At 72.1% G+C, this 22,080-nt stretch carries 19 protein-coding genes; 6 read left to right on the top strand and 13 right to left on the bottom strand.

Annotated elements, in window-relative coordinates; all coding sequences use genetic code 11:
• Window positions 1-22: 22 nt before the first annotated feature.
• The 9 genes from AAFX79_11850 to AAFX79_11810 all read right to left on the bottom strand — a co-directional run bounded on the left by AAFX79_11850 (window position 23) and on the right by AAFX79_11810 (window position 12,619).
• Window positions 23-511 carry a hypothetical protein gene (locus AAFX79_11850; GenBank protein ID MEO1009250.1) on the bottom strand — a complete coding sequence of 163 codons (489 nt, stop codon included), beginning with the start codon at window positions 509-511 and terminating at the stop codon, window positions 23-25.
• Window positions 512-728: 217 nt separating this feature from the next.
• A complete protein-coding gene (gene ftsH, locus AAFX79_11845) occupies window positions 729-2,723 on the bottom strand; it encodes an ATP-dependent zinc metalloprotease FtsH (GenBank protein MEO1009249.1) in 1,995 nt (664 codons plus the stop codon).
• A 163-nt stretch (window positions 2,724-2,886) separates the two neighbouring features.
• Window positions 2,887-3,417: an LptE family protein gene (locus AAFX79_11840; GenBank protein ID MEO1009248.1), complete on the bottom strand. Its 531-nt coding sequence runs from the start codon at window positions 3,415-3,417 to the stop codon at window positions 2,887-2,889.
• Window positions 3,414-4,385: a tetratricopeptide repeat protein gene (locus tag AAFX79_11835; GenBank protein ID MEO1009247.1), complete on the bottom strand. Its 972-nt coding sequence runs from the start codon at window positions 4,383-4,385 to the stop codon at window positions 3,414-3,416. Before AAFX79_11835 ends, AAFX79_11840 begins: the two co-directional genes overlap by 4 nt.
• 80 nt (window positions 4,386-4,465) lie before the next feature.
• A complete protein-coding gene (locus tag AAFX79_11830; GenBank protein MEO1009246.1) occupies window positions 4,466-5,137 on the bottom strand; it encodes a hypothetical protein in 672 nt (223 codons plus the stop codon).
• Window positions 5,138-5,335: 198 nt separating this feature from the next.
• The gene (locus AAFX79_11825) at window positions 5,336-6,514 is read right to left on the bottom strand and encodes a hypothetical protein (GenBank protein MEO1009245.1); all 1,179 of its coding nucleotides are present in this window, start codon (window positions 6,512-6,514) and stop codon (window positions 5,336-5,338) included.
• Window positions 6,515-6,529: 15 nt separating this feature from the next.
• The gene (locus tag AAFX79_11820; protein MEO1009244.1) at window positions 6,530-7,594 is read right to left on the bottom strand and encodes a prenyltransferase/squalene oxidase repeat-containing protein; all 1,065 of its coding nucleotides are present in this window, start codon (window positions 7,592-7,594) and stop codon (window positions 6,530-6,532) included.
• A complete protein-coding gene (locus AAFX79_11815; protein MEO1009243.1) occupies window positions 7,591-11,781 on the bottom strand; it encodes a hypothetical protein in 4,191 nt (1,396 codons plus the stop codon). The genes AAFX79_11820 and AAFX79_11815 overlap by 4 nt, the downstream gene beginning before the upstream one ends.
• A 109-nt stretch (window positions 11,782-11,890) precedes the next feature.
• Window positions 11,891-12,619 carry an RsmE family RNA methyltransferase gene (locus tag AAFX79_11810; GenBank protein MEO1009242.1) on the bottom strand — a complete coding sequence of 243 codons (729 nt, stop codon included), beginning with the start codon at window positions 12,617-12,619 and terminating at the stop codon, window positions 11,891-11,893.
• Window positions 12,620-12,698: 79 nt separating this feature from the next.
• Between AAFX79_11810 and AAFX79_11805 the strand changes: the two genes are divergently transcribed.
• Complete coding sequence (locus tag AAFX79_11805; GenBank protein ID MEO1009241.1) at window positions 12,699-13,904, top strand: hypothetical protein; 1,206 nt, start codon at window positions 12,699-12,701, stop codon at window positions 13,902-13,904.
• Window positions 13,905-13,922: 18 nt separating this feature from the next.
• Here AAFX79_11805 and AAFX79_11800 read toward each other — a convergent pair whose 3' ends face one another.
• Both AAFX79_11800 and AAFX79_11795 read right to left on the bottom strand, forming a co-directional pair.
• The gene (locus tag AAFX79_11800) at window positions 13,923-14,354 is read right to left on the bottom strand and encodes an OsmC family protein (GenBank protein MEO1009240.1); all 432 of its coding nucleotides are present in this window, start codon (window positions 14,352-14,354) and stop codon (window positions 13,923-13,925) included.
• Window positions 14,355-14,406: 52 nt separating this feature from the next.
• Window positions 14,407-15,381 (bottom strand): hypothetical protein, encoded by a 975-nt coding sequence (locus AAFX79_11795; GenBank protein ID MEO1009239.1) that lies wholly within the window; start codon window positions 15,379-15,381, stop codon window positions 14,407-14,409.
• Window positions 15,382-15,972: 591 nt separating this feature from the next.
• Between AAFX79_11795 and AAFX79_11790 the strand changes: the two genes are divergently transcribed.
• The gene (locus tag AAFX79_11790; protein MEO1009238.1) at window positions 15,973-17,121 is read left to right on the top strand and encodes a hypothetical protein; all 1,149 of its coding nucleotides are present in this window, start codon (window positions 15,973-15,975) and stop codon (window positions 17,119-17,121) included.
• Window positions 17,122-17,213: 92 nt separating this feature from the next.
• Here AAFX79_11790 and guaA read toward each other — a convergent pair whose 3' ends face one another.
• Window positions 17,214-18,776 carry a glutamine-hydrolyzing GMP synthase gene (gene guaA / locus AAFX79_11785; protein ID MEO1009237.1) on the bottom strand — a complete coding sequence of 521 codons (1,563 nt, stop codon included), beginning with the start codon at window positions 18,774-18,776 and terminating at the stop codon, window positions 17,214-17,216.
• 57 nt (window positions 18,777-18,833) lie between these two features.
• Here guaA and AAFX79_11780 point away from each other — a divergent pair, with 57 nt between their 5' ends.
• The 4 genes from AAFX79_11780 (at window position 18,834) to AAFX79_11765 (ending at window position 21,038) form a co-directional block, all read left to right on the top strand.
• A complete protein-coding gene (locus AAFX79_11780; protein MEO1009236.1) occupies window positions 18,834-19,166 on the top strand; it encodes a hypothetical protein in 333 nt (110 codons plus the stop codon).
• Window positions 19,167-19,266: 100 nt separating this feature from the next.
• Entirely contained in the window at window positions 19,267-19,860 is a 594-nt protein-coding gene (locus AAFX79_11775; protein MEO1009235.1) for an ATP-binding protein, read from the top strand.
• A gap of 1 nt (window position 19,861) precedes the next feature.
• Window positions 19,862-20,230 carry an STAS domain-containing protein gene (locus AAFX79_11770; GenBank protein ID MEO1009234.1) on the top strand — a complete coding sequence of 123 codons (369 nt, stop codon included), beginning with the start codon at window positions 19,862-19,864 and terminating at the stop codon, window positions 20,228-20,230.
• Between the two features lie 4 nt (window positions 20,231-20,234).
• Window positions 20,235-21,038, top strand: coding sequence for an ABC transporter permease (locus tag AAFX79_11765; protein MEO1009233.1), 804 nt, complete (start codon window positions 20,235-20,237; stop codon window positions 21,036-21,038).
• A gap of 23 nt (window positions 21,039-21,061) precedes the next feature.
• Here AAFX79_11765 and AAFX79_11760 read toward each other — a convergent pair whose 3' ends face one another.
• On the bottom strand, window positions 21,062-22,054 hold the full coding sequence (locus AAFX79_11760; GenBank protein MEO1009232.1) for a hypothetical protein: 993 nt from the start codon (window positions 22,052-22,054) through the stop codon (window positions 21,062-21,064).
• Between the last annotated feature and the right edge of the window lie 26 nt (window positions 22,055-22,080).

Below are 22,080 nucleotides of genomic sequence, written 5' to 3'. Positions count from 1 at the left end.
ATGTTCGGTGGACTGTCGTCTGCTACGTGGACCCGGGCCACTGCCCGCGGTAGTGCCTCGCCAGCACGCGGCGGAGCACCTCCAGCAGCAGCTCGACGTCGCGGTGCTGGCTCGGCCGATCGATCACGGCGAAGGCGTTGGCCATCAGCGCCCGGGCCGCCTCGCGGGTGGCCTCGCGGGTCGTCCGGGCGCGGCGGATGACGATCGTGGGCGGCGGGCTCTCCGAGCGGCGGAGCAGCTCCAGCAGCCGCAGGCCGCCGTCCTCGGCCGACCGCTCGTCCAGCGGCAGCGCGAGGTCGACGACGGCCATGTGCACGGGGTTGGCCGCCAGCACCCGGGTGGCCTCCGTGCCCGAGCGGGCCCGCAGCGTGCGGACGCCCATCGGCTCGAGCAGCGGCGGCAGGCGATCGGCCCACGACTGCTCGGGACGGCTGGCGTCGCTGAGCAGCAGGTTCAGCCGCGGGTTGGCGCAGCGGCCGGCGGTGCCATATGGGGGATCGCTGGAGACCACGACCAGCGGCTAACAAGCCGCGTGCCCGATCCCCGGGGCCTCCATTGGCCATGAAGGTGAGCCCCGGTGGTGCCAGGCCATCGCAGGAGCCCGGCGGCGGTGTCAACTTGGCAGGCGGAAGGAGGCCGCGGAAAGATCCACGAGGCCAACTCCCTGTCGCTGCGACGGGGCACTGCTCGGGAGCCCGTCGCGATCACCGAGCTTCCGTGGCCCTCGCCTACGCCGGGCTGGGCGTGGCGCCGCCGGCGAGTTCGGGTCCGTCGTCCTCGTCCACCGCGGGGGCGGGCGGCCGGCTGGGCGTGGGGTCGGCCAGCAGCAGATCCGAGACCGTGGGCTTGCGGAGCGAGCCGCCGCTGATGAGCAGGTGGACCTCCTCGGCCGTCAGCGTCTCGTGCTTGAGCAGCGCCTCGGCGACGGTCTCTACCTTCCGCCAGTTTTCGTCGAGCATGCCATTCGCGTCGGCGTAGGCCTCGTCGATGATCCGCCGCACCTCGGTGTCGATCAGCTCGGCGGTCTGGTCGGAGTAGTCCTTGTCGGGCACGTAGGCTTCGCGTGCGTCGACGCCCGCGTACCGCATGAAGCCCAGCTTGTCGCTCATGCCCCACTCGGTGACCATGGTGCGGGCCAGCTCGGTGGCCTGGGCGATGTCCTGGGCGGCGCCGCTGGACATGTCGCCCATGGCGCGGGCCTCGGCGATGCGCCCGCCGCACAGCACGCGGAGGGTGGCGCCAAGCCACTTGAGCCCGTAGCCCATGCGGTCCTTCTCGGGCAGGCTGAAGGTTGCGCCGCCCGCGCTCCCTCGCGGGATGATGGTCACCTTGTGCAGCGGATCGCCATCGGGCAGCAGCGCCTGGAGCACGGCGTGGCCGGCCTCGTGGTAGGCGACCAGCCTGTTCTCGTCCTTCTCGCGGACGCGGCTCTTGCGGGCGCGGCCGAACTTGACCTTGTCGCGGGCTTCCTCGAGGTCCTCGTGCTCGATGAACTCCTTGTCCTGCATGGTCGCCATGATGGCGGCCTCGTTGACGATCGCCGCGAGGTCGGCGCCGCTGAACATCGGCGTGCCCCGCGCGACCTTCTCGAGGTCGACGTCGGGGCCCAGCTTCACCTTCTTGGCATGCACCGAGAGGATCTCGAGGCGGCCCTTGAGGTCGGGCAGGCTGACGGCGATCTGGCGGTCGAAGCGGCCCGGCCGCACGAGCGCAGGGTCCAGCACGTCCGAGCGGTTGGTCGCGGCGATGACGATGACGCCGTCGCTGGCGGTGAAGCCGTCCATCTCGACCAGGATGGCGTTGAGCGTCTGCTCCCGCTCGTCGTGCCCGCCGGTGCTGTAGCCCCCGCCGCGGCGGCGGCCGACGGCGTCGATCTCGTCGAGGAAGACGATGCAGGGTGCGTTGTCCTTGGCCTGCTTGAAGAGGTCCCGCACGCGGCTGGCGCCGACGCCGACGAACATCTCCACGAAGTCTGAGCCGGAGATCGAGAAGAAGGGCACGTCGGCCTCGCCGGCGATGGCCTTGGCCAGCAGCGTCTTGCCGCAGCCGGGCGGGCCGTTGAGCAGCACGCCACGGGGGATGCGGCCGCCGAGCTTGGTGAACCGCTTGGGATTCTTGAGGAACTCGATGATCTCGGAGACCTCGTCCTTGGCCTCGTCGATGCCGGCGACGTCCTTGAAGTTGACGCCGGTCATCTCCTTGTTGAAGACGCGGTGGCGGCTCTTGCCGAAGCTGCCCAGCATGCCCGCGCCGCCCGCCGCGCCCCGCAGGCCGCGGACGAACAGGATGAGCAGGATCGTCAGGATGACCACGGGCAGCAGCAGCACGACGTAGAGCTGCCAGTTGCTGCTCTGCTGCATCCGCGCGTTGCCGTCGGTGATGACCATCACCTCGCGGCCCACGGTCTCGCGGGTGGCGGCGTTCAGGTCGATCCGCACCGTGGTCCGGGACTGGCTGTCGGGCCCGGGCAAGCGGACGGCCGTCACAGCGTTGTCGCGGATCATCACCGAGTTCTGGTCGATCTTGCCGTCTTCGTAGAGCGCCTGGAACTGGCCGAGGGTGATCGGTGTGCCGCGGCCGCTGTTGAACAGCACCGCTAGCAGCACCACGAGCAGGCCCACCGCGACGAAGAACACCAAGTAGCGACCCGGCGGGGCCATGCCCTGCTGCGGGCCCGCCCGCTTGGGGCCGCCGTTGTTCTCCGGCTCTTCCTTCTGGCTCATCGCGATTCGAAGCATTCGTTCTCCGTGCGCCCGGCGGGCTCGCGGCCGACCATCATCGCATCGGCCAGACGGCCAACAGTCTAGATGCGCAGAGGATGCGATTGGTTCGCGGCCCAGACCAACTCCCGAACCGAAACGGGCATTCCCGCCCCGATATCGCCGCCTACCAGCCGCTCCGCAGCGCCGCGACGATCGCGTCGGCGGCCTCCTCGGCGGCGGCGGTGAGGCCGATATCGATCGGTTCGGTGGAATCCGGCACGAACGACTCGGTGACCCGCAGGCCCCGCCGCTGCACCAGAGTTCGGCCCGTGGCGGCGTCGATCCACTCGAAGTCCACCGTGATGGTGACGGCGGCCTGCTGGGTGATGCCCGCCTCGTCGTCCCGGGCCAGGCGATCGATGTCGAGGCTCCGGATCGTGCCCGACAGCCGGGTCTGCGCCGTCTGCGTCGACGTGACTTGCCATGGCGTATCGCGCTGCAGCGTGCGGATGAGCGACCGCGTCAGATCGCTCTCGACGCCCGGGAAGAACGTCTCGTTGCCGAAGACGGCCACCGAGATCGACTCGATGCGCTCATCGAAGGAGGACGCGAAGCTGTAGCCGCCCAGCGGATCCCGCGCGCATCCCGCGGGAAGCACGCACACCACGAGGATCGCGCAGGCGGCCAGCAACGTGCGCGGATCGGCGCGACTCACCGCACGTCCTCGCGCAGCCAGCCCCGCTCGTCGAGAATCGCGATGGCCTCGCGTGCCGCCGTCGTCCGCGGGTGGGCCGCCACGAGCCGCCGCAGCACGTACCGCGCCGCCGCCCGCTCGCCTCGGAGCAGGTACACGCGGGCCGAGCTGAGCATCTGCCGGCCCTGGTTCTCGTCGATGCGGACGCGCAGCGCATCCAGTTCGGCCTCTACCGCGAGGTCGCCCGGATAGCGATCCTCGTACTCATCGAGCAGCGCCCGGGTCTCCAGCAGGCCCGAGCCGTCGTACTGCGGGCCGTTGTACTCCGCGAACGTGGCCTCGATGCGGGCCAGCAGCACGACGCGGTAGAACGGCGACGTCGGGAAGGTCTGCAGGAAGACGCCGTAGACCTCGCGGGCGAGTTCGAATTCGCCCGTGCGCCGGTAGAACGCGCCGAGCTCGAGCAGCGCTCGCTCGGCGACCTGGCTGCCCGGCAGCCGCTCGGCGATGCGGACGAGGAGCTCCTCCGCGTCGCGGCGGGCGCTGAGCACCCGCAGGCCCAGGAGCTTGCGGAACTTGCCCTCCAGGTACGCCACGGCGATGTCCAGCTCGCGCTCGGCGGCCTTGATGTACTCGGGGCTGCCCGGGTAGTTGTTGGCGATCTCCTCGTAGTCGTAGAGCGCCTCGTACTCGTCGTCGTCGGCCAGCTTGGCGTCGCCGCGGATCAGCAGCGCGAGCGGCGTCCACTGGTTGTCCAGCCCGCGATTCTCGTTCAGCCAGCGGGTGACCACGACCTTCGCCCGATCGTGCCGACCGTCGAGCACCATGGCGTACGCGCCGCGGAGGAAGGCCTCGTCGGCGTCGATCGGCGGCCGCTCGGCGTTCACCCAGCCCTCGTCGAGCAGCTCGATCTCGACGCGCTGCGCGGCCGCGGGCGTCGCGAGGACGCACAGCATCAGCAATACGAGCAGCCTCTGGATCGCGTGCATGCGGGACTATACCGCCCCTGCGAACGCCGATGGACCGGGGCGGCGGCCCGGAAGGTCGGGCCAGAAGGCCGGACCGGCGATCAGCGACGCCGGCGCGCGGCCAGGCCCAGGCCGGCCAGGACCGCGATCGTCCCCGGAGCCGGGATCGTGTACTCGTAGGTGTACTCGATGATCATGAAGTTGTATTCGGGCGTCCCGAGCGGCGTGCGGAGCGGCAGCGTCCGCCCGATGTCGACCCCATCCCAGGGATTGAGGAAGGAGGAGGTGAGGTCGAAGACGCTGAAGGTCAGCCCCTGGTCTTCGCTGACGAAGATCTTGTACTCGATAACCTCGATCTCGCCGGCGAAGGGCAGGAACTCGATGGGGTTGCTCGCGCCGACTTCCCAGCCGATGAACTCGGCCTCGTCGCCGCCGACGAGCAGATCGGGCGGCACGAAGGCGCCCCCGTCGCGGGTCCTGAGGTCGACCTGGACGACGTTCTGGCCGAAGCCGCGGATCTCGCTCCAGCGGGCTTCGACGACGTCGGGCCCGCCCAGCAGCGGACCGATGGAGCGGAAGTCCTCGTCCAGCACGATGTCGCGCTCGCTGCCATGGACGATCAGCTCCTGGGTGCGCGAGAAGGCCTTGAGGGCGATGCTCGTGGTCTCGCCCGCCTCGATCGTGCGGATGCCGCTGTCGGCGATCTGGCCCATCGCGGCCGAAGCGCACACCAGGGGCGCGGCGACCGCACCGAAAGCCGAGCGTCCCAACATCACATCCCCCTCGCTCCGTGCAGACGCGAGGCCACGCAGCACCATTGCGCAGCAATTCGGGCGCGGCGGGCCGCGCCTCCCTGCAACTCCAGCAGCAAGTTACATCAGGTTTTCGGTCCGGCCAGTAACTGCGCGCTTTTGCGCGGGGCCATCATGGCATTCCCGCGCCACGCCGATCCGCCCGCCCACGGCCCGGATTCAGCCGCCGGTGAGAACCAGCCCGTCGAGCAGCACGCGGTCCTGGATGGTGCCGCGTTCTCCGGCCTCGATGGCCAGCCGCAGCGTCCGCGGCGTGCCGCCGGGCAGGTCGACGACGAAGTCGGCCTCGGGCCGCTCACCCCAGAGGCGGACCACGCTCGCACCCTCGGCCATGCCGTCCACCGAGACCCGCACCAGGCAGTCTCCCCAGGTGCGGCCATCGGGGCGGAGGCGGACCCGCAGCGAGAGCCGCCGCGCGTCGGCGGGCACCGTCCAGGACGCCTCGGTGGGGCCGCTTATCTCGATCGCGGGGGCGCCGAGCAGTGCGCGGTCGGCGTCGCCCGCCCTGGGCGGCGGCGCCCAGCGTCGCCCGCCGACGGCCTCGATCTCGGGCAGCCCCAGCCGCACCAGCGGCACCACGTTGCCGCTCTCGAAGGCCACCGCCAGCACCTCGCCCGGGCGCAGCGGGGGGGGCGGCTGGGTGTCGCGGGCGAGCATGGCCTCGCTGGGATCCAGCCGCACGCCGTCTGCGAGCGAGCGAAGCCGATCGACCTGCACGACCGATCCGTCGGCCAGCCACACCCGCGTGCCCCGGGGCGGCCGCGGCGGGTTGGCCAGCGAGAACGAGGTCAGGTAGGCGAGCGGCACGCGGTCGACCATGCCGTCGATGTCGACGACGACCTCGTCGCCGATTTCCTCGACGATGCCGCGGACCACGTCGCCGTTGACGTACACCAGCACGTCGGCCAGCTCATCGAGCGGGGCCGCGGTCGCCGAATCGTCGAGCACGACACGTTGCACGGCCTCGATGGGCAACGCCAGCTCGCCCAGCAGCGGGCTCGACCACGCCAGCGTGTCCTCGCTGCCCGGCCGCCGCGCGTCGGCGTCGCCCGGCAGCGGCGGGGACCCCACGATCCGCTGGCCGTCGATCAGCTCCACCCACGCGCCCCGCGGCTCGGGGGCCACGCCCGAGGCGTCGGCGATCGCGATGACGCCGCCGTCGATCGGCAGGCTCGACTCGCCCCGGGCCGAGAGGAAGCGGACGCGGTCGCCCTCGAAGACCGGTGCGCCGATGGCGCGGCGCTCGAGCGAGGCGTCGACGAGCACGCGGTCGAGCCCATCGGCGTCGGTGGAGGCCTGCACGGCCAGTAGCGCAGCGAGAATGAGCGTCCCCAGCATCGTCGACAGTCTCGCTTACTTCTGGTAGATGGGCAGATACCGCTTGGGCATCTGCAGCACGATGAGCGCCATCGCGGTCCCATAAGCCGTCCCGACGCTCCGGTCGGGCCACGCGCCCGTGGCGTCCTGGATCTCGATGAGTTCGCGGCGGGTGGCGGGCCACCAGATCCGCCACGCGTCGCCGCCAGCCAGGAACATCGCCTGCACCGCGTAGTAGTGCCCGTAGTAGAAATAGCCCCGTCGCAGCCCGCGGCCGGGCAGCGCCTCGCGGAGGAGGTAGTTCGTGCCGTCGTCGATGGACTCGTCGGCGAACTCGCCCGCGTAGAAGAGCGTCGCCACGCCCGCGGCCGACCGGGGCCAGGCGCTGCGGCCCGGCCGTCGCTGGTAGCGGAAGCCGCCGTCGGCGTTCTGGCAGCTCTTGACGTACTCAACGGCGTCGTCGATCACGTCCTTGCTGACCTCGATGCCCGCGTTGCGGGCCGATCGCAGCGCCATCACCTGGCAGATGGTGACGCTGACGTCGGCGTCGTTGGGCACGGGGTTGTACCGCCAGCCGCCCTCCTCGTTCTGCGAACGCTCGATGAGCCGCACGGCCTTGACGACCGCCTCGTGCAGCCGCTCGTTGAGCTCGGGGTCGCCGCCGGCCATGCCGTAGACCTCGCCGAGGAACAGCGCCGCGAAGCCGTGGCCGTACATGGGGCTGGGCGCCTGGTCGTCGGCGAGCAGTCCGCTCTCGCTGGATCGATCGAGCACGTATTCGAGTGCGCGCCGCACCTGCTCGCCATAGCGGCCGCGGCCTGGCGTGTGGCCGTCGGCCATGAACGCGAGGCCAGCCAGCGACGTCACGGCGACGCCCCGCCCCCAGTTGCCGTCACCGAACGAGCCGTCCTCGTTCTGCTGCTCGGCCAGGAAGCGGAGCCCGCGGTCGATGGCGATGTCCAACTCGGGCGTGATCTCGGCCGCCGGCTCGCCCGCGGCCGGGGCGTCCTGCGCGCCGCCGGCATCCTGCGCGGGTGTGGCTGCCGCGAGTGCGAGCAACGCCCCGATCGCTCTGGCCAGCACGTGCGACGCAGCCTTCATCGGTTGGCCTCCTCGGCTAGCCGGCGGTAGTAGGCCTCGGTGATGGCGCGGTAGACGGCGCTGAACGAGTCGCTCGAGCTCTGCCGCAGCGCGTCCCGCACGCGCGGCGGTAGGGCCCCCCACGCTGCGCCCGACGCGGGCTGCGGCAGCAGGTTGCCGCCCCGCTGCGGCTGCGGGTTGACGCCCTGGGGATCGCTCGGGGCGGCCTGCTGCCCCTGCTCGCCCTGCTGCTGTTGCTGCTGCGGGGCCTGCTGCTGTTGTTGCTGCTGCTGCTGCTGCTGGGACGAGCTGCTCTGCTGGTTCTGCCGGTTCCGGGCGTCCTCGATCAGCTGGTCGAGGGTCGATAGGACGTCCTCCTGCACCCGCTGCGTGGCGATGCCCGTGGCCCGCTCGTCGTTGAGCTGCTGCGCCGCCCGCTGCATCAGGTCGACGGCCCGCTCGAACGCGCCACCGGCGGCCCCGCCCAGCGCGCGGTCGAGGTCCCCGTCGGGCGCCACGCTGCTCGGTTCGCCGAAGAGATCGAGTAGATCGTCCTCGGGATCGTCCCGGGGCGGATCGTCCCGGGGCGGGTCATCCTGGGGCGGGTCATCGTGGGATGGCTCGCCGCCCTGCTGGGGGTCGGTGGCGGGCTGATCCTGCATCCGCGCTGCAACGGTCGCGGCGAAGCCCAGCCCCTCCCAGCCCGCGGGCGTTTGCGGTTGTGGCGCGGCTCCGCCGGGCGCCGACATCCGGCGGACCAGGTCGGCGGCCGCGTCGGAGAGTTCCTGCTGCAGCTGCCCGGCTTCGCCGATGAGGTCCGCGTCGGCCTGCCCCTCGTCGATGGCGCGGGTCAGGTCGGCGGCCTCGGCCTGCATCGCCCGCAGCAGCAGCAGCTCGGCCAGCGGGGGCACGACGCCATCCTCGCCCTGGTCGCCGGTCTGCTCGCCGCCCTGGCCGCCCTGGGCCGCGCGGTCGAACTCGTTTTCCGAGGGCGTCGAAGCGCTGTCGAGTGCCTCGATCAGCGAGCGCAGCACCACGATGATCGTCTGCTGCGATCGCAGCGTGCCGGCGTCCGCGGCGCCGCCCTCGAGGTCCTCCGCCGAGGCGTCGGCGGCGCGATCGATGCGGTCGTGCGCAAGCGAGAAGGCGGCGGCCTCGTCGAGGCCCTCGGTCTCGGCGCGGGTCGTCGCCAGGTCGGCGCGGATGCTCCGCTGCCGGTCGCCGAGCCGCCGCACGAGGATTCGCTGCTTGCGGGTCAGCTCGCGATCAACGAAGGTGGCCGACTCGTCCCGCAGCGCGGTCTGGGCCTGCAGCGCGGCGGCGTAGGCCCGTCGCAATGCGAGCCGCTGGCGCTCGAGGTCCCGCTGCCTTGCTTCCTCTTCCAGCCGCTGCGCTTCGGCGAGGGCCGATCGCAGCAATTCCAGCGCTCGCGTCTCGGCCTCGACCGCCGCGGCGTCGTCCAGCGGTGCGCCGCGGAGGGCCGCGACGGCCTCGTCCTGCGCGTCGGCGGCGTCGAGCAGCAGCCGTTCGACCGATTGCAGGCCCTCGTAGGGCGCCGCCTGCTCGACGGCCAGCGCGGCGGTGTCCCGCGACAGCCCGATCATCGCCGCGTCGAGCCCGATGAAGCTCCCCGACGCCTGGGCCGCGGCTAGCCGATCCAGCTCGATCTGCTGGCGGCGGACCAGCCGCTCGATGGCGTCGGCCAGCTCGGCCAGCACCCGCCGCAGCTCGCGGTCGCGGTCCTCGCGCGCCTGGTCGAGCCGCTCGGCCACGTCCTCGAGCGCGTCGAGCGCCGCGTCCTGCCGCTGCTGGGTGTTCGAGAGCTGGTTGCGGGACGCCTCCTCGGCCGCCTGCTGCAGCTCGCGGGGCACCTCGGCCTCGCGCCCCCGCTCGGCGGCCTCGCGGAGCGTCCGGGCCCGCGCGGGATCCCGCTCGGCGACGGCCTCGGCCTGGTCGGCGAGCCCATCGATCGCCCGCTGCGCCCGCTCGGCCAGCTCGGCCTGCCGCTCGGCGATCCGCTCGACAGCCGACCGCTGTTCGGGCGTCAGCTCGTCCATCGAGCGGCCGATGGTCTGCGCCGCGAGTTCCTGGGTCTGCTCGCGCAGCTCCCGCTGCTGCTCGATGAGCCGCTCGAGGTCCCGCCGCGCGAGCCACTCGTCCTCGTCGCGGGAGAGCAGGCCCACGAGGTCGCCCAGCTCGTCGCGGACGCGCTCGCGGGCCCGCTCGGCGTCGCGCTCGCCCCGCTCCGCCCGCCGCTCGTCTCCGGCGTCCCGGGCCTCGTCGGCGGCGCCCTGCGCGGCCTCGGCGCGCTCGGATTGCGTCGCTGCCTCGGCCAGGTGGTCGCCCGCGCGGGAGACCAGCTCGGCCAGGCCGGCGTCGTCCACGCCGTTGCGCTGCGCCCGCCTCGTGATGCCCTGGAGGTCGGCCGCTTGGCGAGCAAGCCGCTGGGTGAGCTCGGCCTGCTCGTCGGCCAGCCGCTCCGCGTCCTCGCCCGTGGCGGCCGCCTCGATCAGCTCCTGTTGCGCGGCGTCGATCCGCTTGGCCGCCTCGCGTATCGCCGCCAGCTCGCCGCGGAGCTGCTCGACCAGTTCGTCCTCCTCGATGATCCGCAGCTTGCGGGGCGTCGAGCGGATCTCGTCGCCCGCGCCCAGGTCGGCGGCAATCGCCGAGAGCCAGACCTCGTCGCCCGCCCGCAGCCCGAGGGCCGACAGGTCGAGCGGCGCTGCGGCCCGCGCCTCGCGGGGTGCGTCGATCAGGTCGGCGGCCGCGAGGGTCGCGGGCTCGCCGTCGGGCTCGGGCGGTGCGCCCAGCGAATCGATCGGCGGACGCAGCCGCTGGACCTCGAGCCGGAGCATCGCCAGCCCCACGTCGTCGCGGGCCTCGCCCGCCGCGTCGACGACGGCCGTCGCGAGCACGGCCTCGTCCCGCGCCGGCGAGACCACCGTGGCCGCCGGCGCGCCATCGGCGATTACGTCCAGTGAGATGGAGACGGGCCTCGTCGAGGCGATGCCGAACTCGTCGGCCAGCTCGGCCAGGATGGTGACCGGCGCCTCGGGTGCGAGCGCGAGCGTGGCGCCGAGCCCGTCGTCGTGCGGGCGGACGTCCACGCCCTCCGGCGCGTTCGCGAGCCGCAGCGTCGCGGGCTTGCTAAATCGCACGCCGACCTCGACGGTCGACGCCGCCAGCAGTGGGCCGACCGCCGCGGCGGCCTCCACGCCGAACTCCAGCGGCGTGGACTCGGCCGAACCGCCTAGTCCCAGCACCGAGCCGCCCGTGGCCTGCGCCGCGTACGCGGGCGCGCGGGCGGTCGCCGAGCCCTCGACGACCGCCGGTGGCCGCACCAGCAGCACCCGTGCGGGTTCGGTGCGGTCGTCCTTGGTCTCGAGCCACACGTCGACGGCGACCGACTGGGTCGACCGCGGTGCGTCGACGGCCGGTTGGACGAGCCGTTCGAAGAGCTCGCCGTCGTCTTGCGCGCCCTGGCTCGTGAGCGCGACGCGCGTGGGGCTATCGCCCTCCACGCTGTACCACGCGAACACGCGGGTGCGGCCCTCGGCCTCATCGGTCCGCGTGAGCAGGCCCTGGATCGCCAGCGGCGCGCCCAATGGATGGTGCTCGGGGATGGACGCGATGGCGATGGCGGTCCGCGAAGGCCACTGGGCGCCGGCCCAGGGCGCGAGCACCCGTGTCAGGCCCAGCTGCGCACCGCCGGGCCGCGCGGCCACCATCGCGCCGCCGAGCAGCAGCAGCGCGATCGCCGTCGCCGCGGCCGCGTACGCCGGCCGACGCCGCAGCAGGTCGGGCAGCGCGGCCTGGTCCACCTTCTCGAGCAGGTCGGCGGCGCGTGCGGCGTCTCCGCCCCGGCCGAGGTCCACTGCGCTCGCCAGCCGCCCCCGCAGGCCGGGCTCGCGGGCCTCGATGCGGAGCGCCAGATCGCTGAGGGCCGGGCGGACGCGGACGGCGGGCGCAATCCGGCGGGCCACGACGAAGCCGATGGCCGCCAGGCCGCCGATCCACAGCGCCGTTCGCGCCCACGCCGGCAGACGCAGGGCGTAGTCGCCGAGCACGACCAGGATGATCGCGGCGACGACAGCGGCCACGAGCCAGCCCACCAGCCGCAATACCAGCAGCCGCCGCAGACTCCCCCGCACGTGCCGCAGCCGTCGGGTCAGGTGCCGCCACGCCTCGTCACCGTGCTTCCGTGCCATAGACGCTCCGTCGCTGCGGCTGAACCCCATCCGCTCCGTGGGCAGCGTACCGCCGTCCCGCCGCCGGATTGCCGCGTGCGCACCCCAATAAGGGATACGTGCGGCCGGCCTACACGTTGCTGACGCGCACGAATGCGGCTGCCGCCAGGACCGCCGCCGTCCCGATCCGCAGGACGTGCGGCCCCAGGGCCACCCGCGCCAACGCCTGCTCTTCGGCGTTCCTTCGCTCCGCGTCCGAGAATCCGCCCTCTGGACCGACCAGCACGGAAATATCTTCCATCCCCCAATCCGGGCCCGCATGAGGGAGGCGCCCGGGGGCCTCGCCATCTGCCGCCGCGAGTACGGCGTGGGGCCGCGAAAGTGCGTCCGAGAACCGGACCGGCTCGCCGATCTCGAGCAGCCAGGGGCGGCCGCATTGCTTGGCGGACTCGGTGGCGACGCGGCGGAGCCGATCGAGGCGTCCCGGCCGGGGCGGTCGCTCGCTCCTGGCGGTCTCCAGCGGGCTCCAACTGGCGGCCCCGACCTGGCTGAGCTGGTCGATCATCGACTCGAGCAAGTCGCCCTTGGGTGCCGGGCACAGCACGTGGACCGCCGGGGATGATTGCGGAATTAATCGATAATGTTCTATCGATACTAGAAGACGCCAGGAGTCCCGCGGGCCGTTCTTGTCCGAGCCCGCCACGATGCCCGTTGCGCGGCCGCCGCGGCCGTCGAGCAGCACGATGGGCTCGCCCTCCCGCAGCCGCTTGACCCGCACGGCGTGGCGGGCCTCCTCGCCCTCGATGGCGAGCGTCTCGCCCTCGCGGTCGAGTTCGTGTTGGTGCAGGACGTGGTGCATGCCCGGGGTGCTCGGGGGCGCAAAAATTGGAGTCCGCGGGGCAACGGTCCGAGAGCGTGTCCCGGGGACCGAGCCGCAGGTGACCACCCAGATGGCCGCGAACGCCGAAGAAATTGCCCAGATCGAGGATATCAGCGCCCGCCTCGATGCGCTGATGGACTCCGTGGAGACGGCTTCGTCGAAGATCGCCGAGGTCGGCCGCGAGCTCGACGCGGGCGATCCGCTGCCGTCCGGGCAGGCTCCGCCCGCCGCTCCGGAGCGACCCGCGAAGGAGACGCACCGCGCCGAGCCGCCGCCCGCGGCGGCCGAGGTCGCCGCACCCGAGACGTCCGGCGATGCCCCGCCGGTCGATGAGCCGCCGGCGGCCGACGCCGCGCGGGAGACCACCGGCGAGCCGGGTGCCGACGGCACCGACCTGGAGGTTGCCCTCGAAGCCGAGCTCGATGCGCTGCTCAGCTCGGGCGAGTTCGAGGAGCCGGACGCGATCGAGCCCGACGCCGACGCCGAGACTCCAGATGCCGAGGTCGACGCGGAGGCCGACGTCGATGTGCCGCCGGGCTCGCCGTCGCCGGTCGAGGAGCTGGACATCGACCCTCCCTCGGACGAGGAGCTGGGTGATCTGCTTCTGGGGCCCGAAGGGCGCGAGTCGGCGGCTGGCGAGTCGATCGATGGCGATGCGCCCGCCGAGTCAGGCTCGCCGGAGGCGGACGATGCCGCTGCGGCGTCGCGTCCGCCCGCGGCCGACGACGAGGCCGAGCTGATCGGCGCTCTTGATGAGCAACTGGCGGCGCTGGCCGACGAGCAGCTCGCGGCCGCCGAGATCCCCGACCTCGCCGACGCGCCGCCCGCGGCCGAATCGCCTGAGCCAGCCGCCGAGTCTCACGCCGAGCCCGCGGAGGACGTGGCCCCGGGGGGCGTGGCGGCTGCGGCCCCCGAGCCGGCCGCGCGGGCCGATGCCCAGCCCGCGCCCGCCGTGGTCTCAGCTCCGTCGCGGCCCGCGAAGCCTCGCGATCGCCTCGTCGCCGCGCATGCCTGGCTGAAGCCCCGCGCCAAGGCCGCCGCCGCTCGGGGCCGCGTGCTCGCCATCGAGCTGTCGACGCGGGTCTCCGAGCCGCTGCGCGAGCGGCCGGTGCTGCGGCAGACCATCGGCTGGGTGGCGCTCGTGCAGGCCTTCTTCGGCGCGTGCGTGTGGGCCTACCTGCTGCTGTGGCACGATCCCGCGCCGCCGCCGCCCAAGGCGTCGCAGCCCGACCTCATCCCCGTCCAGGACGAACCCGGGCCGTAGCCGCGTCCGCGCGTTCGGCTAGGCAAGTTCGGTGCGGATCTTGACCTCGCCGGTGAGCGTCTTGTGCACGGGGCACTTGTCCGCGATCTCCGCCAGGCGTGCCCGCTGCTCCTCGTCGAGCGCTCCGGTGGCGTCCAGCGTGCACTCGATGATGCTCACCATGCCGCTCTCGGAGCTGCAGTCCTCGCAGTCCTTGGCATGCACGCGGCTGTGCGAGAGCGTGACCTCGAGCTGCTCGAGCGGCCAGCCCTTGCGGTCGGCGTACATGCGGACCGTGATGGCCTTGCACGCTCCGAGGGAGGCCAGCAGCAGCTGGTAGGGGTCAGGGCCGGTATCGGTGCCGCCGAGGCTCTCGGGTTCGTCGGCCGCCATCTCGTGCGGGCCGGCATGGATCTCGGTCCGGAAGTGGTCCCGGCCGATGCGAACACGCACCGCGTTGTCGTCTGCCATGGCGGAGACTACGCGGTGCGCGTGCGGCGGGCGTGGATGTCCCTCGGAAGCCTCAGCCGCCGCCGCCCGGAGGTCCGCTGCTGATGATGCTGCCGCCGACGACGGCGCTCACGGGCTGGGTGCCGATGCCGTCGATGGTCGAGATGCCGGTGTCGACCGACATGGTGACGTAGCGGCGGCCCTCGACGACGCGGGTGACGCGCCGGGCGGGCCAGTACGAGTATCCGACGAGGCCGCGGTGCACGTAGTCCGGGGCGCGGACGATCATGTTGCCGCGGAAGTACTTGATCGAGGCGCGGGGGTTCTCGACCCAGTGCTCGGGCTCGACGAACTCCTCGACGAGGTCGATGATCTCCCGCGCCCGCTCCTCGATGGGCAGCTCCTCGAGATCCTGGTCGTTGTTGTTCTGGAAGGGGCTCTGGCCGCCGCCGCCGCCCTGGCCGGACTGCAGCGCCTGGTCGAGCTCGAGCTCGGGCACCTCGTCGTACTCGGGCAGGGTGAGCAGCAGGTCGTTGATGTCGTAGATCTCGGTGCGGACGAAGTTGTTGAGCCGCTCGGTCGGGCCGACCTGCATGGCGCCCCACGAGGTCATCTGCCAGTTGTTCAGCCCGCCGAACTCGCCCTGGGCCATGTCCAGCACCCGCTCGAGCACGGTGAGTGCGGCGAGGTTCTCGACCTTGAGGGTGATGAGCATGTCGGGATCGAGGCCGCTCGTCGCCCGGTCGCTCTCCCAGAGGATCTCCAGGTCGGCCTCGGTCTGCTGCACGAGGTACTCGAGGACGTCCTCGAGCCGCTGGTCGCGGAAGTCGGCGGTGATGGGCGTGGTCATCCGCGCGATGGTCACCGCCTCGGGCCGCGGCTGCACACGAACGGCTCGCTGGGCCAGGGCCGGCATGGCCACGGGTCCGAGAACCGCGGTGGCAGCGGCAACCCCTGCGACGGCCGCGATGAGGCTCGTGCCAAGGCGGGTGCTGGCCAGGGCGGTGCGGCTCGTTCCGGGACGCGTAGTGGTGGGTGCTGCGGGCATCGTGGACTCCTGCGCTCGTGCCCGGGCCGCGGTCTCGCGGCGGGGGCGCGGCCCGGGCACGGGCCGCATGGCTGGACTCGGCCCCGGGGGGCCACTGGGGAGGTTCGCCGGCGGGCGGGGCTGGGTTGCCCGGGTTCGTGCCGGCACGTCGCTCGCCGGCTTGTTTAACCGGCCACCCCGCCGCCCGTTGCATCGGGTGTCTGCCGGCGGGGCGTCTGACGTTTGGACGCGCGGGCCTCCTTGAAGTTCCGCGCGGCTCCCCACCCGGATGGTAGATCGCGCAGGACGTGCCCGAACGGCGGTCGCGGCGGCGACCGGCGGAACGGCACGTCTTGCGCGGGGCGGTGGTGGCCGGGGTATTCGGTTGCCGTTCCTGCGCCGGGCGGGGAATTCCGGGTGGAAGTCGTGAAGCCTGCAAAGTCCGTGGGCGCTCTTACCGACACTAATGGCGCGAGCGGCGCAGGCCCTCGCATCCAATCCGATTCGTTACGGATCCAGGCAACCAGGCCCTCCGGGGTCGCGCGATGGTCGCGCGCCCACTTGGGTCTCCCTCGCGGCCGCCGGCCCCGAGACAGTCAGGAGAGTCGCGCGATGAACACCGTTCCGAGCTTCATGTCGCCGATCGGTTCGCCGTTCGCGAACCCGTTCGCCACCCCGTTTAGCACCCCCTTCAGCTCGCCGTTCGCCTCGTCCTTCGCCGGCGTGGGCACCCCGTGGTCGACCATCGCGTCGTTCCAGGGCGGCATCCCCGGCCCGATCGCGCCGGCCTTCTCCGGCCAGTTCGGCGGCCCGTTCACCAACCCATTCGCGTCGAGCTTCGGCCTGCCCTTTGCTGGCCAGTTCGGCACGCCCTTCTTCGGCCAGGGGCCGATCAACGCGTGGTCGCCCTCGACGCCGATCACCGGCGCTCCGGTCAACCCGTTCTTCAACAGCTGGTCGAGCTTCGGCATCGATGGCGTTGCGCCGTTCATCGGCGGCCGCTTCGGCGACGTCCTGAACCAGAGCGTGCTGCCGGCGTGGAACCAGTTCTCGTCGATCAACTCGCAGTGGTCGCCGCTGAACGCCGGCCTGCCTACCAGCAGCATCTTCTCGGGCACGCTCCCGGTGCACGGCCTGCCGTTCAACACCTTCGGCGGCACGACCATCCCGCAGTGGTCGCCGACCTCGTCGATCTTCGGCACTCCGATCAGCGCCGTCGGCGGCGTCAATGGCTTCGCGCCCTTCGCCCCGATCACGCAGAACATCGCGCCCGTGCAGCCGACCTTCGGCAGCCCGATCTACGCCTCGCAGACCGGTTCGCCGATCGCGTCGTCGATTGGCTCGCCCATCACCGGCGTCACCCCGACCAGCAACGGCCAGGGCACGACGACCAACGGCGTGCAGAACAGCATCCAGAACGGCGTCGCGAGCGGCCCGTTCGCCTCGGCCACGCCCTTCGGCTTCGCCCCGATCACCGGCGTCGTTCCCGGCCAGTTCTACAACCCGTACCTCAACCAGCTGGGTGCCCAGTTCTCGGGCCAGGTGCCGGGCCAGTTCCAGAACCAGTTCCAGGGCCAGTTCCCGGCTGCCCAGCCGTTCGCGGGCTACCAGGGCCAGGCCGTGACCAACGGCTTCGGCCAGCCCCTCGTGCAGCCCGTCGCCCAGGTCGCCGGCCTGCAGCCCGTGCAGACCATCCCCGGCGGCGACCTCCGCAACGCCAGCGGCACGACCATCAACGTGTCGCAGCGCGACGCCGCCTGAATTAGGCGACTCCATCTCGGATGTGCTCAGCGGCGGCCGTCCTCGGCCGCCGTTGTCGTTGGTGGAGCGCCGTTCGAAGGCGGCGTCCACGGCTACTCCCACTCGATGGTCGCCGGCGGCTTGCTCGAGATGTCGTAGACCACGCGGTTGACGCCCCGCACCTCGTTGATGATGCGGTTGCTGATGCGGGCCAGCACCTCGTAGGGCAGCCGGGCCCAGTCGGCGGTCATGAAGTCCTCGGTCTCGACGGCCCGGACGGCGACGGCGTTCTCGTAGGTGCGGCCGTCACCCATCACGCCCACGCTCTGCACCGGCAGCAGCACCGCGAAGACCTGGCTCGTCTGGCGGTAGAGCTGGGCCGACACGATCTCCTCGAGCACGATCTCGTCGCAGTCCCGCAGCACGGCGAGCTTGTCGGCGGCCACCTCGCCCAGCACGCGGACGGCCAGCCCGGGCCCGGGGAAGGGGTGCCGCCAGACCATCTGGCCCGGCAGGCCCAGCACCTCGCCCAGCGTGCGGACCTCGTCCTTGAAGAGGTCCCGCAGCGGCTCGACGAGATCGAAGCCCAGCTCCGCGGGCAGGCCGCCGACGTTGTGGTGCAGCTTGATGGTGGCCGACACGCCGCCATGGCCCTGGCCGCTCTCGATGACGTCCGGGTAGAGCGTGCCCTGGGCGAGGATGGTCGCGCCGGGGATGTCGCGGGCGGTCCGCGAGAAGACGTCGATGAACCGGTGGCCGATGAGCCGTCGCTTCTCCTGGGGGTCGAGCACGCCCGCGAGGTCGCCCAGGAACTCGGCGGCGGCGTCGACGACGGTGAGATCGACGTCGAAGTGGTCGCGGAAGGTGCTCTCGACCAGCTCACGCTCGTTCTTGCGGAGCAGCCCGGTATCGACGAAGACGCAGTGCAGCTGGTCGCCGATGGCGCGGTGCAGCAGCGCGGCGCAGACCGCCGAATCGACGCCGCCCGAGAGCCCGCAGATGACGTGGGCGTCGCCGATGGCCCCGGCCAGGGCGTCCTGCTGGGTGCGGGCGAAGTCGGCCATCCGCCAGGTACCACGGCAGCCGGCGATCTCGAAGAGGAAGTTCCGCAGGATGTCCACGCCGTGGGGGGTGTGCGTCACCTCGGGGTGGAACTGCACGCCGTAGAAGCGGACGCCCTCGTGCACGTAGGCGACGGCGGCGCCCGGGCAGTGGGGCGTGTTGCCCAGCACGCGGAAGCCGGTCCGCTCGAGGGCACCGATGCGGTCGCCGTGGCTCATCCAGACGGTGGTGTTGTCGGGGATGGCGCTGAGCAGCACGTCCCGCTCGGCGATGGTCATGCAGGCGCGGCCAAACTCCCGCTGCGGGGACTTCTCGACCGCCGCGCCCAGGAGGCGGCAGGCGATCTGCATGCCGTAGCAGATGCCCAGCACGGGCACGCCGGCGTGCAGCAGGTGGTCGCTCAGCTCCGGGGCGCCCGGGTCGTCGACGCTCGCCGGCCCGCCGCTGAGGATGATGGCGCGGGCGTTGGTCTCTGCGACCTCGGCGGCCGAGATCGTGGGGGCGACCAGCACCGCGCACACACCCAGCTCGCGGCAGCGGCGCGCGATGAGCTGGGCGGTCTGGGAACCAAAGTCGACAATCAGCACGACCTCGTCGTGCGGGGTCGGGATCATGGCCTGCCTCCGCGAGGGAAGCGAAGAGCATATGCGGTCCGGTCTACCATGCCGCGGATGCGACGTGCCGCCCTGGTCCTGCTCTTGGTGTCGGTGGCGGCGGTGCTCGCGCTGCCGGCCGGCTGCCGCTCCACCATCCTGCCCTCGGGCGACGGGCGGGATCCGGTGTCGCGGCTGCGGGCGATCACGCGGGCGTCCGATCCGCCGACGGACGACGAGTATCGCTTCATGGTGTCGGCCCTGCGGTCCGATGATGGCGCGCTGCGGGTGCTGGCCATCGCGGCCCTGGAGCGATCGGCGGGCGAGCGATTCGGCTACCATCCCTATTCATCGCAGGCCGACCGCGAGGTGGCCGTGGGCCGATGGGAGGATTGGCTCCGGACCCGCTAGCACGCCCGAGAGGCCGCCCCAGGCGGCGTACGGGTTCGCGGATCGGTCGGGTCGCACCAGGGAAGTTGCCGATCTTCTGCGTCGGCCCCCGCGTGCGACGATGCTGGGACGGGCGAGCCGCCGGATCGAGGGGTGCGTCGACTTCATGGGCCTGCCGACGACGAGCACGACGCCGACCAGCCCGCCCGATGTCGAGCTGCGGCTGGTGAGCGACGTGCGCTACCTGGCCGGCGCCCGCGAGCTGGTGTCGGGCGTCGCGAGGCGGCTGGGGTTCTCCAACGACTCGAGCGCCCACTTAGCGCTCGCCGTCGACGAGGCGCTGTGCAACGTCATCCGCCACGGCTACGACCGCTCGCCCGGGCGACCGATCTGGGTGCGGGTCTGGCCCCTCGAGGACGACGGGGAGCACGGGCCCGGCGTGCGGATCACCATCGAGGACGAGGCCAAGCAGGTCGACCTGGCGCGGATCAAGGGCCGCGACCTGGACGACGTCAAGCCCGGCGGGCTGGGCGTCCACATCATCAAGCAGGTCGTCGACGCGGCCGAGTACGCCCACCGCGAGCACGGCGGGATGCGGCTGACGCTCGAGAAGCGGGTCGACGGCCCGTCCGCCCGGCGGACGCGGGAGATCGCGTCGGGCGACGAGGACGCCAACGGATCCTGCCCTACACAGCCCGAGGCGAAGGAGCGGTAGCGTGGCGACGCACAACGGCGACGACGGCATCTCGATCAGCTCGCCGCGCTCCGGCGCCGTGGTGGTGTCGCCGCAGGGCGAGGTCGATCTGGTGCGCTCGCCCCAGCTGCAGACCTCGCTCCAGGACGCGATGGGCAAGCTCTCCAAGGGAGGCTCGCTGATCGTCGACCTGTCTGGCGTGACCTACATGGACAGCTCGGGTGTCGCCACGCTCGTGCAGGGGCTGCAGCTCAGCCGCAAGAAGGGCGTCGACCTCACGCTGTGCGCGCTCCAGGACCGCGTGCGGTCGATCTTCGAGATCGCGCGGCTCGATACGGTATTCCGCATGACCGGGTCGCTGGACGAAGCGCTCAGCGCTTCGGCGGGCTAGGCGGATGATCCGGCTGCTGTCGGGCCTGGGCGGTTCGATCATCGGCCTGCTGGAGCACATCGGCGATGCGCTGCTGCTGCTGCTCGAAGCCGCCGGCTGGATCACCCGCTTCGTCTTCGACCGCAACGTCCGCGTCGGGTCGGCGGCGCTGGCGACGCAGATCATCCGCGTCGGCGTGCGGTCCATCCCGATCATCTGCCTGGTGTCGGGGGCCGTCGGGCTGATCCTGACCCTCCAGATGGCGCCGCCGCTGGACGAACTGGGGCAGAAGGACAAGCTGGCCAACATCGTGGGCATCGCGGTGCTCCGCGAGCTGGGGCCCCTGATCAGCGCCATCGTGCTGACCGGCTACGCCGGGGCGGCCATCACCGCCGAGATCGGCACCATGGTGGTGGGCGAGGAGATCGAGGCCCTCGAGGCCCACGCACTCAATCCGGTGCGCTTCCTGGTCGTGCCCCGGGTGTTCGCGACCTGCACGTGCATGGCTGCGCTGGCGGTGCTCGCCAACGTCACCTCGATCATCGCCAGCATCCTGATGTCGACCGTCGTGCTCGACATCCCCTTCGTCGTGTTCTGGGACAACCTGCTGCAGCAGGTGCAGGCGGTCGACTTCTGGACCGGCATCGTCAAGGCCTTCGTGTTCGGCACGCTCATCGGCGTGATCGCGTGCACCAACGGCCTGCGGGTGTCGGGCGGGGCCGCGGGCGTCGGGGCGGCGACGACGCGGACGGTGGTCGAGTCGGTCGTGGCCGTCGTGCTGGCCGACCTGGTATTCACGGCCGTCTTCTACTCGCTGGGCATGTTCTAGCCGGAACGCGGCGGGCCGGGGAGCTACCGCCGGTAGCCCAGCGGCTGGTGCGCGAGGTGGTATATCTCGCGGGCCGCGGTCATGGCGGCCAGGCCGGCGAGGCTCAGCCCGCCGATGATCGCCGCCGACATCCACGCGCCCTCGCCCACCAGCCAGCCCACGGCGTAGAACGCGAGCCACACGGCGCCGTAGCGGCGGAGCTTCTCGGCGGCCCGGGGCCCGACGCCGGTGCGTCGGACCTTGTGCGATACATAGAGGACAAAAGCGGCCACGAGGCCCGCGATGATCAGCAGCGTGAGCGGGTTGGTCCAGGCCGGCCAGACCTGGGCCTGCCCCGCGTTGTAGCCGCCGATGGCCAGGATGACGGCGGCCCAGCCCAGCCAGCCCGCGATGCCGATGGCCACGGCGCGGCGGCTGAGCGCGGGACGCTTGCGGCCGATGATCCACGCCGCCCACTCGACCGCGAGCGCGTGCGTCATCACGAGGATCACGGGCCACACGAACTGCAGGTTGAGGTTGGGGATGACCATGTGGCCTGCGAAGATCAGGCCCAGCAGCAACGGGCCGGCGCCGGGCACGAACTTGCCAGCGAGGTTGAAGGCCAGCGCCGCGATCGCGACCAGCACCGTGAGCTGTACCGCGGCCGTCCCGAAGATCGAGGCGCCCAGCACCGCGACGCACAGCGATGCCGCCACGATCACGGTGGCGGCGTCCATCCCCACCCGGCCGGCGGGCAGGGGGCGGTCCTCGCCCAGCGCGCGGTCGCGGCGGCTGTCGACGATGTCGTTGAGCGCGAGCGTGAAGGCGTACAGCCCGACGGCCGCCACGGCGCCGCCCAATAGCAGCAGCGGCAGCGGCACGACGCGGATGGGCGCCCCCTCGGGCACGCTTGCCAGTTCCTCGGGGTTGGACCGGGTCCACAGCACGACCAGCCACACGTTGCCCACGGCCGCGAAGGCCGAGGCGAACCGCGTGAGGCGGAGGACGTCGGTCAGTCGTGCCAGCCGCTTTCGCACGCGGCATGGTACTGCGGGCGGTGGCC

Source organism: Planctomycetota bacterium, assembly GCA_039819165.1.
In the GTDB taxonomy this organism is placed as follows: Bacteria; Planctomycetota; Phycisphaerae; order Phycisphaerales; family UBA1924; genus JAHCJI01.
This window is presented reverse-complemented; position numbering and strand designations above follow the sequence as displayed.

Bases quoted from the DNA above. Each gene is read 5' to 3' on its own strand.
- ftsH (MEO1009249.1), bottom strand. From the start codon at position 2,723: ATGAGCCAGAAGGAAGAGCCGGAGAACAACGGCGGCCCCAAGCGGGCG.
- AAFX79_11835 (MEO1009247.1), bottom strand. From the start codon at position 4,385: ATGCACGCGATCCAGAGGCTGCTCGTATTGCTGATGCTGTGCGTCCTC.
- AAFX79_11830 (MEO1009246.1), bottom strand. From the start codon at position 5,137: ATGTTGGGACGCTCGGCTTTCGGTGCGGTCGCCGCGCCCCTGGTGTGC.
- AAFX79_11825 (MEO1009245.1), bottom strand. From the start codon at position 6,514: ATGCTGGGGACGCTCATTCTCGCTGCGCTACTGGCCGTGCAGGCCTCC.
- AAFX79_11820 (MEO1009244.1), bottom strand. From the start codon at position 7,594: ATGAAGGCTGCGTCGCACGTGCTGGCCAGAGCGATCGGGGCGTTGCTC.
- AAFX79_11815 (MEO1009243.1), bottom strand. From the start codon at position 11,781: ATGGCACGGAAGCACGGTGACGAGGCGTGGCGGCACCTGACCCGACGG.
- AAFX79_11810 (MEO1009242.1), bottom strand. From the start codon at position 12,619: ATGCACCACGTCCTGCACCAACACGAACTCGACCGCGAGGGCGAGACG.
- AAFX79_11800 (MEO1009240.1), bottom strand. From the start codon at position 14,354: ATGGCAGACGACAACGCGGTGCGTGTTCGCATCGGCCGGGACCACTTC.
- AAFX79_11795 (MEO1009239.1), bottom strand. From the start codon at position 15,381: ATGCCCGCAGCACCCACCACTACGCGTCCCGGAACGAGCCGCACCGCC.
- AAFX79_11790 (MEO1009238.1), top strand. From the start codon at position 15,973: ATGAACACCGTTCCGAGCTTCATGTCGCCGATCGGTTCGCCGTTCGCG.
- guaA (MEO1009237.1), bottom strand. From the start codon at position 18,776: ATGATCCCGACCCCGCACGACGAGGTCGTGCTGATTGTCGACTTTGGT.
- AAFX79_11780 (MEO1009236.1), top strand. From the start codon at position 18,834: ATGCGACGTGCCGCCCTGGTCCTGCTCTTGGTGTCGGTGGCGGCGGTG.
- AAFX79_11775 (MEO1009235.1), top strand. From the start codon at position 19,267: ATGCTGGGACGGGCGAGCCGCCGGATCGAGGGGTGCGTCGACTTCATG.
- AAFX79_11765 (MEO1009233.1), top strand. From the start codon at position 20,235: ATGATCCGGCTGCTGTCGGGCCTGGGCGGTTCGATCATCGGCCTGCTG.